Source organism: Streptomyces sp. NPDC034086 (genome assembly GCF_055575515.1).
The window spans coordinates 35,781-51,961 of the sequence record NZ_JBVISM010000016.1 but is presented as its reverse complement, the minus strand read 5'-3'; the positions used below and the strand labels follow the sequence as shown (position 1 = coordinate 51,961).

The 16,181-nt window shown below is 74.0% G+C and carries 13 protein-coding genes; 10 read left to right on the top strand and 3 right to left on the bottom strand.

Translation table 11 applies throughout. The annotated features are described in order from the left end of the window. Positions 1-178 precede the first annotated feature (178 nt). Complete coding sequence (locus tag ACZ514_RS27500) at positions 179-1,309, top strand: NADH:flavin oxidoreductase (RefSeq protein ID WP_468700807.1); 1,131 nt, start codon at positions 179-181, stop codon at positions 1,307-1,309. A gap of 162 nt (positions 1,310-1,471) precedes the next feature. On the opposite strand, the gene ACZ514_RS27495 is transcribed toward ACZ514_RS27500, so the two are convergent. Beyond that, positions 1,472-2,455, bottom strand: a complete 984-nt coding sequence (locus ACZ514_RS27495) for a LuxR family transcriptional regulator (RefSeq protein ID WP_468164675.1) — start codon at positions 2,453-2,455, stop codon at positions 1,472-1,474. Positions 2,456-2,604: 149 nt separating this feature from the next. On the opposite strand from ACZ514_RS27495, the gene ACZ514_RS27490 reads away from it, so the two are divergent. Further along, the gene (locus tag ACZ514_RS27490; protein WP_468700811.1) at positions 2,605-4,017 is read left to right on the top strand and encodes an aminopeptidase P family protein; all 1,413 of its coding nucleotides are present in this window, start codon (positions 2,605-2,607) and stop codon (positions 4,015-4,017) included. Between the two features lie 127 nt (positions 4,018-4,144). Here ACZ514_RS27490 and ACZ514_RS27485 read toward each other — a convergent pair whose 3' ends face one another. Beyond that, positions 4,145-4,405: a hypothetical protein gene (locus ACZ514_RS27485; protein ID WP_469125907.1), complete on the bottom strand. Its 261-nt coding sequence runs from the start codon at positions 4,403-4,405 to the stop codon at positions 4,145-4,147. Between the two features lie 229 nt (positions 4,406-4,634). On the opposite strand from ACZ514_RS27485, the gene ACZ514_RS27480 reads away from it, so the two are divergent. Continuing rightward, the gene (locus ACZ514_RS27480; protein ID WP_469125906.1) at positions 4,635-5,921 is read left to right on the top strand and encodes a phytase; all 1,287 of its coding nucleotides are present in this window, start codon (positions 4,635-4,637) and stop codon (positions 5,919-5,921) included. A 96-nt stretch (positions 5,922-6,017) separates the two neighbouring features. Here the strand turns inward: ACZ514_RS27480 and ACZ514_RS27475 are convergent, their stop codons facing one another. Continuing rightward, entirely contained in the window at positions 6,018-6,698 is a 681-nt protein-coding gene (locus ACZ514_RS27475; protein ID WP_469125905.1) for an NAD(P)H oxidoreductase, read from the bottom strand. 129 nt (positions 6,699-6,827) lie between these two features. Here ACZ514_RS27475 and ACZ514_RS27470 point away from each other — a divergent pair, with 129 nt between their 5' ends. From ACZ514_RS27470 to ACZ514_RS27440, 7 genes are all read left to right on the top strand, one after another. Then, positions 6,828-7,757 (top strand): AraC family transcriptional regulator, encoded by a 930-nt coding sequence (locus ACZ514_RS27470; RefSeq protein WP_468700819.1) that lies wholly within the window; start codon positions 6,828-6,830, stop codon positions 7,755-7,757. Positions 7,758-8,050: 293 nt separating this feature from the next. Further along, positions 8,051-9,310, top strand: a complete 1,260-nt coding sequence (locus ACZ514_RS27465) for a phenylacetate--CoA ligase family protein (protein ID WP_468164687.1) — start codon at positions 8,051-8,053, stop codon at positions 9,308-9,310. Next, the gene (locus ACZ514_RS27460; RefSeq protein ID WP_469125904.1) at positions 9,307-10,602 is read left to right on the top strand and encodes an MFS transporter; all 1,296 of its coding nucleotides are present in this window, start codon (positions 9,307-9,309) and stop codon (positions 10,600-10,602) included. The genes ACZ514_RS27465 and ACZ514_RS27460 overlap by 4 nt, the downstream gene beginning before the upstream one ends. Then, on the top strand, positions 10,599-11,747 hold the full coding sequence (locus tag ACZ514_RS27455) for a GNAT family N-acetyltransferase (protein ID WP_469125903.1): 1,149 nt from the start codon (positions 10,599-10,601) through the stop codon (positions 11,745-11,747). The genes ACZ514_RS27460 and ACZ514_RS27455 overlap by 4 nt, the downstream gene beginning before the upstream one ends. Then, positions 11,744-12,892: a LuxE/PaaK family acyltransferase gene (locus ACZ514_RS27450; RefSeq protein WP_468164693.1), complete on the top strand. Its 1,149-nt coding sequence runs from the start codon at positions 11,744-11,746 to the stop codon at positions 12,890-12,892. The genes ACZ514_RS27455 and ACZ514_RS27450 overlap by 4 nt, the downstream gene beginning before the upstream one ends. Further along, positions 12,889-15,435 (top strand): acyl-CoA reductase, encoded by a 2,547-nt coding sequence (locus tag ACZ514_RS27445; protein ID WP_469125902.1) that lies wholly within the window; start codon positions 12,889-12,891, stop codon positions 15,433-15,435. Before ACZ514_RS27450 ends, ACZ514_RS27445 begins: the two co-directional genes overlap by 4 nt. 113 nt (positions 15,436-15,548) lie before the next feature. Continuing rightward, positions 15,549-16,166 carry a nucleoside/nucleotide kinase family protein gene (locus ACZ514_RS27440; RefSeq protein ID WP_468164697.1) on the top strand — a complete coding sequence of 206 codons (618 nt, stop codon included), beginning with the start codon at positions 15,549-15,551 and terminating at the stop codon, positions 16,164-16,166. Positions 16,167-16,181 lie beyond the last annotated feature (15 nt).

Sequence of the window (16,181 nt, the reverse complement as noted above, 5' to 3'; positions counted from 1 at the left end):
CAGCTCCCGCTCCAGTTTCTCCAGCACCGTGCCTCACGCTCCTTCCGGCGCCTCATTATCGCGGACCCGGGGACCCGGACGCGGCACCGGCCCGGCAATATGCATGATACATAGCATGTGTACCATGCACTCCAGGTTGTCACCCCGACGAGCCACCGTCTCAACCCGGAGGACCCGCATGACCGTCACCACGTCCACCGCCTCCCGCGCGGCCGAGATCCTGTCCCGGCCCCTCACGCTGAACGGTCTGACCGTCCCCAACCGCATCGCGATGGCGCCGATGACGCGGATGTTCTCCCCCGGCGGCGTACCCGGCGAGGACGTGCGGGCGTACTACGCCAGCCGCGCCGCCGCCGGCGTGGGCCTGGTCATCACCGAGGGAACGTACGTGGGCCACGAGTCCGCCGGGCAGAGCGACCGGGTGCCGCGGTTCCACGGCGAGGAGCAGCTGGCGGCATGGGCGGACGTCGCCGCGGCCGTGCACGGGGCCGGCGGCACGATCGTGCCCCAGCTGTGGCACATCGGCATGGTGCGCAACCAGGGCGACGCGCCGTACGCGGACGCGCCCGCCGTCGGCCCCTCCGGCATCCGCGTGGACGGCACGGAGGGAACCGGCAAGGCGATGACCCCCGCCGACCTCGACGACGTGATCGGCGCGTTCGCCGAGGCCGCCGCGCAGGCCGTCCGGATCGGCTTCGACGGCGTCGAACTGCACGGCGCCCACGGCTACCTGCTCGACCAGTTCCTGTGGGAGCGGACCAACCGCCGTACCGACGCGTACGGCGGAGACGCGGTCGCCCGTACGAAGTTCGCCGCGGAGATCGTGGCGGCGGTGCGCGAGCGCGTCCCGGCCGACTTCCCGGTGATCTTCCGCTACTCGCAGTGGAAGCAGGAGGCCTACGACGCCCGGCTCGCACGGACCCCCGAGGAGCTGGAGGCGATCCTGACCCCGCTGGCGGCGGCCGGCGTCGACGTGTTCCACGCCTCCACCCGGCGCTACTGGATCCCGGAGTTCGAGGGCTCGGACCTGAACCTGGCGGGCTGGACCAAGAAGCTCACCGGCCGGCCGGCCATCACCGTCGGATCGGTCGGTCTCGACGGGGACTTCATCCGCGCCTTCACGGGCGAGGGCGCGGCACTCGGCGACATCGACAACCTCCTGGACCGCATGGAGCGCGACGAGTTCGACATGGTCGCCGTCGGCCGGGCCCTGCTCCAGGACCCGCAGTGGGCGGCGAAGGTCCTCGGCGACCGCTTCGACGAGCTGAAGCCGTACGACGCCGCGTCGCTCAAGTCGCTCAGCCGGTAACCGGTACGGCACCCGCCGGTACGGCCCGCGGGTACGGCGGCCGTCCGGTACGGGCGGCGGTACGAGGACGCCCCGTGACGTCGGACCGCCGAGGTCACGGGGCGTCGCCGCGCACCGCGACGCGTACGTGGCGCCCCCGCCGGCCGCGCCTGACGCCGCGGCTCACAGCCAGCCGCTGCGCTGCGCCTGAAGGGCCATCTGGAAGCGGTTCTCGGCGCCCAGGCGGGCCATCAGGACCTGGAGCCGGCGGAAGAAGGTGCGGCGGCTGATGCCCAGTTCGCGGGCGATGACCTCGTCGCTCGCGCCGCCGGCGAGGAGGCGGAGCAGCCGGCGGTCGGACGGCGGCAGGCCCGCCGGGCGGGTGGCGCGGCCGTGGAAGGGCAGGGCTTGCCGCCAGGTCTGCTCGAAGAGGGCGAGGAGTGCGGAGAGCAGGCCGCACGGCTGGACCACCAGCATGGTGTTGTGCACGTCCGCCTCCCTGATCGACAGCGACACCAGCGCGTACGCCTCGTCGATGATCACCAGCTTGACGGGGACCGCCGGGGCGACCCGGGCCTGCTCCCCGGCCTCGATGCACGGCTCGATGGCCGTCTCCAGCTGCCCGGGCACCTCCAGCGACGCCTTCGAATAGACGACCCGCTGCGTCACGCCGCGGGCGAGGGTCGCCAGCGCGTCGTCGAGGGCTCCGGCCAGCGGGAAGTAGGGCGGGGAGTCGAGCTGGCGGATCTGCTCGCGGGCGCTGGCCCAGGCGTGGCGCATCCTCGGGCCGATGGCGTCACCGGTCACCACCTCGACGAGGTCGTCGTTGTACGCGGCGAGCCGCTGGCGGCGGAACGACTCGAACGCGCCGCCCACGGTGATGCGTGATCCCTCGAGCTCCGCCGCCCGGTGCCTGGCCAGGATCTCCAGGCCGGCGGCGGGAGGGACCGGCGCCACCACGTCCGCGCCCTCCCCGGCGGCGCTGGCCAGCCCGGCGTCGACCAGCTCGGCGTAGGCCGCGGCGAACTCGGCACCGTCCAGCCCGGCGGCCCGTCCGATCTCGGTGAGCGGGGCGGGAGCCGCTTCGAGCAGTGTCAGGTACACGCGGCCCGCCGCGGGGCCGATGCCCAGCATCCGCAGGGCCTCGCCGAGTTTCGCGTTCGCCATGCACCGCATTATCGACGACGACGGGGCAGGAGTGGCCGATCGGTGCCATTGGCACGGACGGTCCTCTCCGGCGTGCCGTCGCGCAGTACGGTCCGGGGGCCGCCGGGGTTTCCCGGCACGCCGTACCCATCCGGAAGCAGGTGCACGACGTGGCGAAGGGTCGCAAGAACGGCCTCTACTCGGAGGTGTCCGAGGAACTGTCCGCCCTGATGAAGACGGGCTGGGCGGACACCGAACGGCACGGCCTGCCGCTCGACGAGCAGGCCCCGTACGCGGCGCGCCGCCGCGCCGCGCTCTCCGCGCGCTTCCCCGGCGAGCGGCTGGTGATCCCCTCCGGCAACCTGAAGGCCCGCTCGAACGACGACGTCTACCCGTTCCGCCCGTACTCCGGCTACGTCCACATGACCGGGGACCAGGCCCGCGACGGGGCGCTCGTCCTCGAACCCCGCCCGGACGGCGGTCACGACGCGTACTGCTACCAGCTCCCGCGCGACGGCCGGGACACCGACGAGTTCTGGCTGGGCTACACGGCCGAGCTGTGGACGGGCCGCCGCCGCTCCCTGTCCGAGTCGGAGCGGGTGCTCGGGCTGTCCTGCCGCGACGTCCGCACCGCCGCGGGCGACCTGGCCGCCGCCCCCGGCGTTCCCACCCGAATCGTCCGCGGGGTCGACCCGGCGCTGGAGGCCGCCGTCAGCACCGACCCGGAGCGCGACGCCGAGCTGGAGGAGGCGCTGAGCGGGCTCCGCCTCGTCAAGGACGCCTGGGAGATCGGGGAGATGCGCAAGGCGGTGGACTCCACCGTGCGCGGTTTCACCGACTGCGTCGGCGAGCTCTCGCGGGCGGTGGCGTCCTCCGAGCGGTGGATCGAGGGCACCTTCTTCCGCCGCGCCCGGCTGGAGGGCAACTCCGTCGGCTACGGCTCGATCTGCGCCGCGGGCGAGCACGCCACGATCATGCACTGGACCGACAACGACGGCCCGGTACGACCCGGCGACCTGCTCCTGCTCGACGCCGGCGTGGAGACGCACAGCCTCTACACCGCCGACGTCACCCGCACCCTGCCGGTCAGCGGCACGTTCACGCCCGTGCAGCGCACGGTGTACGAGGCGGTGTACGAGGCCCAGGAGGCGGGCATGGCCGCCGTGAAGCCGGGAGCCGCCTACCGCGACTTCCACGTGGCGGCGCAGCGGTACCTGGCGGAGAAGCTCGTCGAGTGGGGCTTCATCGAGGGCCCGGCGGACCGTGCCCACGCGCTGGGCCTGCAGCGCCGCTTCACCATGGCCGGTACCGGGCACATGCTCGGCCTGGACGTCCACGACTGTGCCGAGGCGCGCAACGAGGAGTACGTCGACGGCGTGCTGGAGCCGGGGATGGTGCTCACGGTCGAGCCGGGCCTGTACTTCCAGCCGGACGACCTCACGGTGCCCGAGGAGTGGCGCGGCATCGGCGTCCGGATCGAGGACGACCTGCTGGTGACCGCCGACGGCCACGAGAACCTCTCGGCGGGGCTGCCGCGCTCGGCGGACGAGGTCGAGGCGTGGATGGCCCGCGTCGCGGGCTGACGGCGTACGGGACCCGGGGGCCCGTAGCGCCCGCGGGGCACGCAGTGCCTCGCGGGTCTCCCAGCAGAGCGGAGGCCCCCGCCGGTCCACGGCGGGGGCCTCGTGCCGTCCCGGGGGCGCGAAGCGCTCAGGGCAGGCTGGGCAGCGGCCAGGGGTTCCGGGCGCCGCGCCGGATCGCGGCGCGCACGTGGACCATGGCGAGGACGGCGCTCAGGTGCGTCTTGCCCTCAGTGAACCGGACGTGGTCCTCGCAGAACCAGACGGCGTTCTCGGGATGCCCCTCGTGACCGAGCGGTGGCGCCACGGCACGGAAGTACACGAGCGTGAAGGTGTCGGGGTCGTGGTCCCTGGGGGACGCACGGCAGATCGCGCAGCTCGGGGGCATCACCGCCGGTCAACTCCCTTCCGGTCGAAGAATCATGAGCGTGAGCCTACGCTCGTCAGAGGTCCGTCCGCCGCCGGTCGTGTCCGCGGGCCGGGACGGCGCCGCCGGTGACACCGGGGCCACTGGGGGTTTCGCTGCGTGTTCAACCACCGGAAACTTTCCGGTCGCGGCCATGACAAAGGCTCGAGCGAGCGTCTCCCTCACCAGGGCGAACCCCTATCAAGGAAGAAACATGACGATACGTCTGGCAGCTCGCGCCTCCGCGCTCGTGCTCTGCACGGCACTCGCTGCCTCCTTCGCGCTCCCGGCACAGGCCTCCTCGATCAGCAGCGTCCGGCCGAAGGCCGAGACCGCTCCGCTGTACGACGACGAGGCCGGCGGCGACGCCAACGCGGACGACCCGGCGATCTGGCGCAACGCCGCCGACCCCGGCCGCAGCCTGGTCGTCGCCACCGCCAAGCAGGGCGGTCTGCGGGTCTACGACCTGGACGCGCGCCAGGTGCAGTCGATCCCCGCCCCGGCGGGGCCGGGCACCGACGACGCGCCCGGCCGCTTCAACAACGTCGACCTGGTCCAGGGCCTGCGTCTGGCTTCCGGCCCCGCCGACGTCGCGGTGGTCAGCGACCGCGGCAACGACCGGCTGCGGATCTACCGGATCGACCGCGACCGGCCCGGCGGCCCGCTCACCGACATCACGGACCCCGGCGCGCGCCCGGTCTTCTCCGCCGACCAGGCCGAGATCAACGAGCAGAAGACCGCCTACGGCCTGGCGACCTGGACGGACCGCCGGACGGGCCGCTCCTACGCCATGGTCAGCCAGCGCAACCGCACGCGGATCGCCCAGCTCGAGCTGCTCCCGACCCCGGCCGGCACCGTCGACTACCGGCAGGTCCGGACGCTCGACCTGCCGGCCTCCTTCCGCCTGCCCAACGGCGCCTCCTGGGCGCCCTGCGCCGAGCCGGGCGAGCTGCCGCAGGTCGAGGGCATGGTCGTCGACCCCGCCGACGGCACCCTGTACGCCGGGCAGGAGGACGTGGGCATCTGGCGCATCGACGCCGGTCTGACCGGTACGCCGAAGCTGATCGACAAGGTCCGCGAGTACGGCGTTCCCGGCACCTACGACCCGGAGAGCGAGGAGTGCACCCCGGGTGCCGACCCCGGCTACGGCGGCGAGCGCCTGACGGCCGACGTCGAGGGCCTCACCCTGGTCACCGAGGCGGACGGGGACGGGTACCTGCTGGCCTCCAGCCAGGGCGACAACACCTTCGTCGCCTACGACCGCGAACGCGACGACCACAACGAGTTCGAAGGCGCCTTCCGCGTCACCGGCGCCTCCGCGACGCTCGACGGCTCGGAGGTCTGCGACGGGGCCGCCGCCCTGAACGCACCCCTGGGCGCGCGCTACCCCAACGGTCTGCTGGTCGTCCAGGACGGCCAGGAGACCCCCGGTGACGGCGACCGCGAGGCCACCGGCTTCAAGTTCGTCGACCTGGGCGAGGTCCTGAAGGCCATCGGCTGAACCGCCGCGGCGGGAGCCGGTCCCGGCCGCGCCCCCGCCGTGCGGGGCCCCGGCCGGGGCCGTCCGCCGGGCCCCGACGGGCGCGGGCCGCGCCGGTCAGACCGTCGCGAACTCCTCGGCGACGAACCGTTCCACGAACTCCCCCGCGCGCCGGTCGAGATCGGCGTACTGAGCCTCCCGCTCGGCGCCCGCGACCGCCGCCCCGATCAGGAGGTTGCCTTCGGCGTCGACGCGCTGCGGGCGCTCCTCCGCGCCGGTGAGGAGGCCCACCGTGGAACGCGAGAATCCGCAGTAGGCGGCGATGCCCTCGCTCAGACTGGCCTCGAGGACGGCGTGCATCCCTTCCACGACGGGGTCGTCGGCCGTGGCGCCGGCCAGACCCAGCCACAGGATGCGCTTGCCGGCGAGGCGGGGCTCGCTGCGTCCGTAGGCGAACCCGTAGTTCCACACCCGGTCGATCCACCCCTTGAGGATCGCGGGCACGCTCAGCCAGTACACCGGGAAGACGGCGACGATGACCTCGGCGTCGAGGATGCGCCGCATATGGGCGTGCACTTCGTTGGAGTAGCGCTTCTCCCTGTCGCCCCAGTCCGGCTGGTCCGCGGTGTTCATCCGGGGGTCGAAGCCCTCGGCGTGCAGGTCGAGCAGGTCGATGCGGTACCCGGCGGCTTCGAGCCGGGCGGCGGCACGGCGGGCCGTGTGCGCGGTGAGGGAATCGGTGCGGTGGTGCGCGACGACCACGAGGGCTGTCCTGGCATCGCTGCCGTGCTGCGTCACGGTGTCTCCTGGCTCGGTTCGGTTCGGTTCGTTTTCGGTCCGGTGGGACGGATCCAGTACAGCCGGGGCGGCGTGGATGATCCATGGGAGAAACGCTCCCGAACATAGGAGATCGTCTACGATTCCCGCGTGGATCCCTTGAGTTACTTACTGAGCGGCATCCGGGCCGAGGGCTCGGTCGTCAGCCACGCCGTACTGACCGCGCCCTGGAGCATCCGCTTCGCCGACGGCGCACCGCTCACCATGATCAGCGTGCTGCGCGGCGGGGGCACCCTGCTGCTGCCCGACGGCACCGAGCGGGCGGTCGGGACCGGCGACACGGCCATCGTCAGCGGATCCGCGCCGTTCCGTCTCGCGGACCGCCCCGACAGCGTCCACGGCTCCCACGCCGCGTACGAGATCGCCTGCTTCAGCACGGACGCCGAGTGCACCGCCCAGGAACTCGGCGGTATCCGCTGGGGCGCCGATGCCGCGGAGGCGACCACGCTGATCGTGGGCGCGTACCGCGCCTCGGGCCACCGCCACGAGCGGCTCCTGCGCGCCCTGCCCCCCGTCCTGGTGATCCACGAGGACGCCGAGGTCTGCGCCCTGCTGGAGACGGCCGCCATCGACGCCGCCCGGCTCTCGGCCGGTTCGCAGGCCCTGATGGACCGGCTCCTCGACTGGGCGCTGGTGTGCACGCTGCGCACCTGGTTCGACCGGGCCGGCGCCGACGCGCCCGGCTGGTACCGGGGTCTGGCCGACCCGGTCCTCGCGCCCGCCCTGCAGGCCTTCCACGACCGGCCCGCGGAGCCCTGGACGGTCGCGTCGCTGGCCGCTCGCTCGGGGGTCTCCCGGGCGCTGTTCGCCCGGCGCTTCACCCAGCTGATGGGCCGCCCGCCCCTCGCCTACCTCACCGAATGCCGCATGGACGAGGCCGAGTCGCTCCTGACCGACACCGACCTCAGCATCGCCCAGATCGGCAGGTCGGTGGGCTATGCCGACGCCTTCGGCTTCAGTGCCGCGTTCAAACGCAACAAGGGCCTGAGCCCCAGTACGTTCCGCGCCGCGGCGGCCTGAGCCCCGCGGGGGTCCGGACGGGAACCCCGCGGAGCCGCCGCGGGCTTCCCCTGCCCGCTGGTTACTTGAAAATCTAATGAATATGGCCGCCATGGCCGGAAATCCTTGCCCAATTTGGTGTCCGGTGCACTGATGTTTCATCATCGTGACTGCGCGTCAACTTCAGGCGCACATCGAGGAGACGGGGCGCCGGGGGGCCCTCGTTCACACCGGCCGGGCCGGCGGGAGCGTTTCCGCTCCCACCGCGCCCCGCCGCGTCTCCCGTCCCGTTCACGTCACCTAGGCAAAGGCCCATGTCCGCCCAGCACCTCTCGGACCTCATACGTTTCGCCCGTCACAACTCGCCCTTCTACCAGGACCTTTACGCGGCGCTTCCGCCGCGCGTCGACCACCTCACCGACCTGCCGGTGGTCGACCAGCAGGCGTTCTGGGCGGCCAACACCCTCCAGGACAACCGCGTGCTGACCGGCCCGCTCAGCGAGGCCACGGTCTACAAGACCGGCGGCACCACCGGATCCCCCAAGTTCTCCGTCTACACGCGGGACGAGTGGCGCACGTTCGTCACCGCCTTCGGCCAGGGACTCGTGGACGCGGGCCTGCGCCCGGGACACCGCGTGGCCGACCTCTTCTACGCCGGGGAGCTGTACGCCAGCTTCCTCTTCGTCCTCGACTCGCTCACCCACGCGCCCGTGGACAACGTCCGCCTGCCCCTCGGCGGCGGCGCCCCACTGGACTCGACGATCCCCGCGCTGCTGGACCTCGGCGCCCAGGTGCTGGCGGGGACACCGACCACCCTGTGCCGGCTCGCCGAACAGGCGGTGTCGTCCGGTGCGCGGCTCGACTCGGTGGAGCTGCTCCTCTTCGGCGGCGAGGCCCTCTTCGACGACCAGCGGCGGCTGCTGGCCACCGCGTTCCCCGGCGCCGAGGTCCGTTCCGTCGGCTACGCCAGTGTCGACGCGGGCCTGCTCGGCCGCCCCGTGGCCGGCTCCGACGCCCGGGTGCACCGCGCCTTCACGCCGTACGCGGTCGTCGAGATCCTCGACGACTCCACCGATGAGCCCATCACCGAACCGGGCCGGCCCGGCCGGGTCGTCGTCACCAGCCTCTTCCGCCGCCTCATGCCGGTCATCCGCTACCCCGCGGGCGACCGGGCCGAGTGGACCGGCGGCGGGCCCGGGCACTTCCGGATACTCGGCCGCGCCGAGGAGGGCGTCCGGGTGGGTCCCGTCTCCCTGTACACCCAGGACGCCCAGGACGCCGTGGCCGCGGCGGACACCGCGGGGCACGTGGTCGGCACGCAGCTCGTCGTCCGCCGCTGGGACGGCCGCGACGGGCTCGTCCTGCGGCTGGCGACGGCCCCGGGCCACGGCCGGAAGGAGCTGGCCGACGCCGTCGTCGCGGAGCTGGAGAACGTCCGGCCGCTGTATCCGGACAGCGTGCGCGCCGGGTTCGTGCACCCGCTGTCCGTGGAGTGGGTGCGCCACCGCGACCTCACCGTCAACCCGCGCTCGGGCAAGCTCGTCCGGGTCTGCGACGAAAGGCCGACCGCGTGAGCGCCGTACCGGTGGCCCGGACCGGCACGGAGAGGGCGGTCCCGGGCGGCCGGCGGCGCGCCCCGCTGGTCCTGCGCAACCGTGCCTTCGGCGCCGTGTGGCTCGGTCAGGTCCTCACCCAGGCCGCCGCACGGATGTTCCAGGTCGGGGTGTCCTGGTGGATCGTCGCCCACGCCGTGCGGGACGCCCGGGGGCTCGCCTCCGGCCTGTTCATGGCGGCCTGCACCCTGCCCGCCGTGCTGCTGGCGCCCGTGGTGGCCTCGGCGGTCGCCCGGTCCGCGCACCGTTCGGTGCTGCGGAACGCCGCCGCCCTGGCCGCGTCCGCATCGGCCGCCCTCGCGCTGTGGGCGTACGGCGGTGGCCCGCCGCTCGCCCCCGTGTACGCCGCCGGTCTCGCCCTGGCGACCTGCCAGGCGTTCTTCGACCCCTGCCTGACCACCTCGGTGCCGGAACTCGTCGACGACGCCGACATCGAGGCCGCCACCGGGTTCGAGCTGTCCACCCAGTCCCTGGCCGGCCTCGGCGGAGCGCTGCTCGGCGCCCTGACGGTCGACCGGGCCGGAGTGGCGGGGCTCGCCGCCGGCTGCGCGGCCGCCTACCTCGGCGCCGCGCTCCTCGTCGCGGGTGCCCGCTTCCGTACCGTCGCCACGGGCGCCGGGGACGGCCCGTCGGCACCGACACAGCGGCGCAGCCTGCGCCGCGTCCTCGCGGAACTCCTCTACGTGCGGCGGATCCTGATCTGCTTCACCGCGGCGAACCTGTTCACCACCGCCGTGTTCGTCGTCATCCCCCTGTACACCCGCTCCGTCCTCGCGGGCGGCGGCGGCACCGTGGCCCTGCTGGAGGCCTCGCTGGGGGCCGGCGCGCTCGTCGGCGCCTTCACCGGCACCCGTGTGCCGGGCAGCCCCAGGGTCGCCGGTGCGTACTGCCTGGGGCTGATGGCCCTCGCCCTCGCGCTGCCGGGGCTGGTCGCGCACCGTCCGGTCGTCGCGGGCTGCCTGGCCGTGGCCGGCTGGTGCGCCGGGGCCGTCAGCGTCCGCTTCGTGGCCCTCTTCCAGCGGCTGGTACCGCCGGCCGACAAGCCCGGCTTCTTCGCCGTGATGCAGGCCGTGCTGGGCGCCTCCCTGCCCGTGGCGTCCCTGGCGTTCGGCTTCGCCGGCGACTTCCTCTCCCCCCGGACCCTGTGCCTGGTGCAGGGCGCCGGTCTCGTCCCGGCGGCCTGCGCGCTGGCCCTGCTGAGGTCCCCCGCACCCGCGCCGGCCGCGGCTCAGCCCTCCGGAGGCGAACGGTGACCCCCGTCATCACCCCGGCCGCCCGCTCGGACATCGCCGAGCTGCGCCAGCTCTACTACGCCGTCTACGGACCGCACTACCCCGTGGCCCTCGGCACCGACCCGGCCGAGATGGCCCGGCTCATCGAGGACCCGCACTCCCGGTGGCTCGTCGGCCGCTGCGCCGGCACCGGGGCCCTGACGGCGTCCGCCGCCATCCGCGGTGAGGCGGGCAGCCGCATCGGGCGCCTGGAGGGCATCGCCGTGCACCCCGAGCACCGCTCGTCGGGCCTGGCCGCCACCCTGACCGGGGCCCTGTGCGCGGACATGCTGGACACGGGGCGGCTGGACTCGGTGTACGCGACGGTGCGCACCGTCAGCGCCGGCCCGCAGCGCGTCGTCGCGCGCAACGGCTTCCGCCCGCTGGGCATCCTGCCCAACGCGGTGGATCTCAGCAGCCGCGAAAGCCTCGCACTCTACGCGCGGCACTCGGCCGGGGTGCTGGACCGCCGCATCCCCGTCACCGAAGTGCCCGCCCCGCTCCTGCCGCTGCTGCGCACCTGCGGGGCCGCGCTGGGCATCGGCTACCCCGGGGTCCGCGCCGCCGCCGTCCCGCGTCCGGCACCGCCCGTGCCGCGGGGGGCCGGCGACCGCCTGGAGACGATCGAGGCGCCGGCCTTCGTACGCCGCCGGTTCCGCGAGCGGTTCCCGGGCGCCGAGGGCTGGTTCTACCCGCTGCACACCCCGAACGTGCTGCTCACTCCCGAGGACGGCCGGTTCGAGGTCTACGCCTACCTGAACCGCGCCGGAGGGTACTGCTCCCTGCTGACCGCCCACCCCGATCCGGCCGCCGCCGGCGCGTGCCTGGAACCCGTCACCCGGGCCCTGGCCCGGGCGGGCGCGGGCTACGTCGAGGCCCTGGTGCCGCTCGCGCACCACGAGGTCCTCTCGGCCTTCCTGGCGGAGGGGTTCGTCGCCGGAGCCGTCTACCCGGCGATGCGCGCCGACGGCGACGGCTTCCACGACTACGCCGTCCTGTCCCGTTCCGGCGAACGCGTCGACTTCCGCGGCGTGGCCGTCGAGCCGCCCCTCCAGCCCTATCTGGACTGCTACGTGTCGGCCTGGGCGTCGACGCACCTGCCCACATCATCCGAGGTCACCCCATGAACCCCCATCTCGCGCCGGTCACCGTCCCCGACCCGGCCCTCCTGCCGCACGTGCAACAGCTGTGCGACCTGACCGACCCGTACGCCTGCGGACCCGCGGAGGACGAACTGTTCGCCGCCGCCATGGCGGAGACCAACGCCTGGCACGTGGAGCGCTCCGCGTTCTTCCGCTCGCTGTACGAGGCCACTCCCCCGGCGCTGCCGTACCGGACCCCGCTCGTCCACGCGAACTTCTTCAAGCGGCACGAGGTGCTCTCCGTCCCGCGCGAGGACGTCGAGCTGCACCTGACCTCCTCCGGCACCACCGGTCAGAAGTCGCAGATGTTCTTCGACCACTGGACCATCCGCTCCGCCCAGCGGATGGTCGCCCGGATCTTCGAGCGCAACGGCTGGATCACCCCCGGCCAGGAGGTCAACTACCTGCTGTACAGCTACGAACCGGCCCCCTCCCTCAACCTCGGGACGGCCTTCACCGACAACTACCTGTGCGATTTCGCCCCGGCGCGCAGCGTCGAGTACGCCCTGCGCAACACCGGCGGCGACCACGAGTTCGACCCGTTCGGCTGCGTCGCCGCGCTGCGCCGCTTCGAGCGGGAGGACGCCCCGGTCCGCATCCTCGGCTTCCCCGCCTTCCTCTTCTTCACCCTGGAGCGGATGCGGGCCATGGGGCTGCCTCCGCTGCGCCTGCCCGAGGGCTCCCTCGTCGTGCTCGGCGGCGGCTGGAAGGGGCACGCCGACCGGCGCGTCGACAAGGAGGAGCTGTACGCCCGCGTCACCGAGCAGCTCGGCGTCCCGGGCGAGCGGATACGGGACACCTTCGGGTCGGTGGAGCACTGCGTCCCGTACATCGAGTGCGACCACCACCGGCTGCACGCGCCCGTGTGGTCCCGGGTGACGATCCGCTCCACGCGCACCCTCGAGGCGCTGCCGTACGGGGAGCGGGGGTACCTGCACCTCGTGTCGCCGTACATCACCTCGGTACCGGCGCAGAGCGTGGTCATGGGCGACCTCGCCTCGCTCCAGCCGGGCGACGCCTGCGGGTGCGGGCTGGAGACCCCCTGGTTCACCGTCCACGGCCGTGCCGGGGTGAGCCGCAACCGCAGCTGCGCGGTGGCCGCAGCGGAACTGATGAAGGGCATGGCGTGACCGTGACGGAGACCATGACGGGGGCCGCGTACGAGCGGCACGGCGGCGGCCCCGCGCACCACTACTGGCAGGGGGAACTCATCGGGGACGAGGAGGCCGGGCGCCGTCTGGCGGCCCTGCCGGCCGCCGTCGAGGCCGCGCTGGCCACGGTGCTGGAGACGGAGACCGTGCTGGCCGCCTGCGACGCCCTCGCCACCGCCCTGCGCGACCCGGCCCACCCGGTACGCGCCCGGCTGGCCGCGCACCTGCCCGCGGGAGAGGACCCGGCCGTCCTGGCCGAGCTCGGCGGGCTGCTGGGCCGGCGGGAGCTGACCCGCAAGGTCCGCCGCGAGCTCGGCGGCGCGACTCCCGGCCGGCTGGACCGGGCAGATCCGCGCGAGACGGTCTACGAGGCGTGGGCACCCGTCGGCCTGGTCGCCCACATCGCCCCGGGCAACGCGGCGACGGTCGCGCCGCTGAGCATCGTCGAGGGGCTGCTCGCCGGCAACGTCAACGTCCTCAAGACCAGCAGCGCGGACACCCTCCTGACACAGCACCTGATGGCCGAACTCGCGGCCCTCGATCCCAGCGGCGCGCTGGCCGCGCGGATCGTCGTCCTGCGCTTCCCGTCCTCCCAGCAGGAGTGGCTGCGGCTGATGTGCGCGCCCGCGGACGCCGTCGCCGTGTGGGGCGGGGAAGGCGCCGTCGAGGGCGTGGCGGCCCACGTGCCGGCCGGCTGCCGGCTGGTGGAGTGGGGACACCGCATTTCCTTCGCGTACCTGACGGGCGACGCCTGGTCGGACGCCGGCACGCTCGAGGCCCTCGCGGACGACGTGTGCCTGCACGAGCAGCAGGCGTGTTCCAGCCCCCAGGTGGTCTACCTCGACACCGAGGACGAGGAGGAGGTGTTCGCCTTCGCCGAGCGTTTCGCCGCGGTGCTCGCGTCCCGGCCGGCGGCCGCGAGCGCGGCCGGGGCGGGCGGACCGGACCCGGCCGAGGCCGCCGAGCTGACCACCACCGAACTGGTGGCCCGGCTCGAGGAACACCTGGGGCTGACCCGTGTGTTCGCCGCTGCCGACGGTTCGTGGCGGGTCATGGCCGACACGCGGTCGCCGCTCACGGCCTCCCCGCTGCACCGCAGCGTGTGGGTCAAGCCGCTGCCCCGCGAGCGGATGATCGCCACCCTGCGGCCGATGCGCCGCTATCTCCAGACGGCGGGCCTGGCGGGCAGCCGCTGCGACATCGCCGAGCTCTCCCGCACCGCGCTGGCGGCGGGCGTCACCCGCGTCACGCCGGTCGGGGCCATGCTGGAGAGCTACGCGGGCGAGCCGCACGACGGGGTGTACGCCCTGCAGCGCTACAGCCGCCGCGTGGCCGTCCGGGCCGACCCGGCCCGTTTCGCCACCACCGCCTGCCTCGACGACCTGGTCCGCCCCGTCGTCCTGCCGCCGCCGACGGGCCCGCTGGTCGGCAAGCAGCACGTGCGGGAGCCTGCCCGGGCCGATGCCGAGCTCTACTTCCGCAGCGGCGGCAGCACGGGCGCTCCCGCCCTGTCGGTCTTCAGCTACGACGACTACGACACCCAGATGCACGCCGCCGCCCGCGGCCTGCTCGCCGCCGGCTACGACCCGGTCGGGGACCGCACCGCCAACCTCTTCTACAGCGGGGGCATGTACGGCAGCTTCATCAGCTTCTTCTCCGTGCTGGAACGGCTGGGCGGCGTGCAGCTGCCGCTGTCCGCGGGACCGGACCACCGGGCCACGGCCAGCGCCCTGATCGAGCACCGGGCCGACACCCTCTTCGGCATGCCCTCCTACCTGTGGCAGCTGCTGCACGCGGAGGCGGACGCGCTGCGCGCGTACGGCGGCCTGCGCAAGGTCTTCTACGGAGGCGAGCACTTCACCGAGGAGCAGCGGCGGACGCTGAGGGAGGAGTTCGGCATCGAGACCGTCCGCTCGATCACGTACGGCAGCACCGACCTCGGCCCGCTGGGCTACCAGTGCACCGAGAGCTCCGGCGGCGTCCACCACCTGCACGCCGACCTCCACACGATGGAGATCGTGGACGTGGCCGAGGACCGTCCGGTGGCCCCGGGCGAGACGGGCCGGCTGGTCTTCACCACGCACGCCCGGCGCGGGCAGCACCTGGGCCGGTACCTGATAGGCGACCTCGGCCGGGAGGTCCCCGGCCGGTGCCCCTGTGGCCGGCACGCGCCCCGCTTCGAGCTGATGGGGCGCACCGGTGACGTGATGCGGGTGGCGACGTACTTCCTCAATCACCGCCGCTTCCTGGCCTTGGCCGAGGAACAGGGCGGCCACCGGGGCGAGTTGCAGATCCGGCTGGACGGTACGGACGAGCGCGAGCGGCTGACCGTACGGGTGGAGCGGTCGTCCGCGACCGGCCCGGAGCGACTGCGGGAGGTCTTCCTGGCCGGCTACCCGGAGCTCCGCTCGGCGGTGACGGAGCGGCTGCTGGACCTGGTGGTCGAGGCGGTCGACGGCGCGTCGCTGGACCGCAGCCCGGCCAGTGGCAAGCTCCTCGCGGTGGTGGACGCACGCCGCTAGGACGCGGCCGCCGGCCGTCCCCGGGCACCCTCCGGCCCTGGTCCGACGGCCGGGGCCGGAGGGCCGGGCCGGGTGCCGCGCGGGCGGGCCCGGGCCTCGGGCAGGATACGGACGTGCAGACGACGGAACTGATCATGAGGGCCGGTGCGCTGGCCGCCGGGGGCGGCCGGCGGATCCTCGGCATCGCCGGTCCACCGGGAGCCGGGAAGTCGACGCTGGCGGCGCGGATCGCCGGGGCGCTCGGGCCGGAGCGGGCCGTGGTGGTGCCGATGGACGGCTTCCACCTCGCGCGGGCCGAGGTGCACCGGCTGGGTCGGGCCGACCGCAGGGGGGCGCCGGACACCTTCGACGCGGCCGGGTACGTCTGCCTGCTGCGCCGGCTGCGCTCGCCCGAGGGGGTCACGGTGTACGCGCCCGCCTTCGACCGCTCGCTGGAGGAGCCTGTCGCGGGCAGCATCCCCGTCGGGCCGGCCGTACCCCTGGTGATCACCGAGGGGAACTACCTGCTGCACGACGCGGCCGACTGGGCGCCGGTACGGCCGCTCCTGGACGAGGCCTGGTACCTGGCCCCGGACGAGGCGCTGCGCGTGGACCGCCTCGTCGAGCGGCACGTACGGCACGGCAAGGACCCGGCGCGTGCCCGCGCCTGGGTGGCGCGGTCCGACGAGGCCAACGCCCGGCTCGTCGCGCGCGGCCGCCACCGCGCCGACCTCGTCATCGACCCGGGCTGACGCACGCGCGGCCCT

Excerpts from the sequence above, each read along its gene's own strand:
- ACZ514_RS27500 (WP_468700807.1), top strand. The coding sequence starts at position 179 with ATGACCGTCACCACGTCCACCGCCTCCCGCGCGGCCGAGATCCTGTCC.
- ACZ514_RS27495 (WP_468164675.1), bottom strand. The coding sequence starts at position 2,455 with ATGGCGAACGCGAAACTCGGCGAGGCCCTGCGGATGCTGGGCATCGGC.
- ACZ514_RS27480 (WP_469125906.1), top strand. The coding sequence starts at position 4,635 with ATGACGATACGTCTGGCAGCTCGCGCCTCCGCGCTCGTGCTCTGCACG.
- ACZ514_RS27465 (WP_468164687.1), top strand. The coding sequence starts at position 8,051 with ATGTCCGCCCAGCACCTCTCGGACCTCATACGTTTCGCCCGTCACAAC.
- ACZ514_RS27450 (WP_468164693.1), top strand. The coding sequence starts at position 11,744 with ATGAACCCCCATCTCGCGCCGGTCACCGTCCCCGACCCGGCCCTCCTG.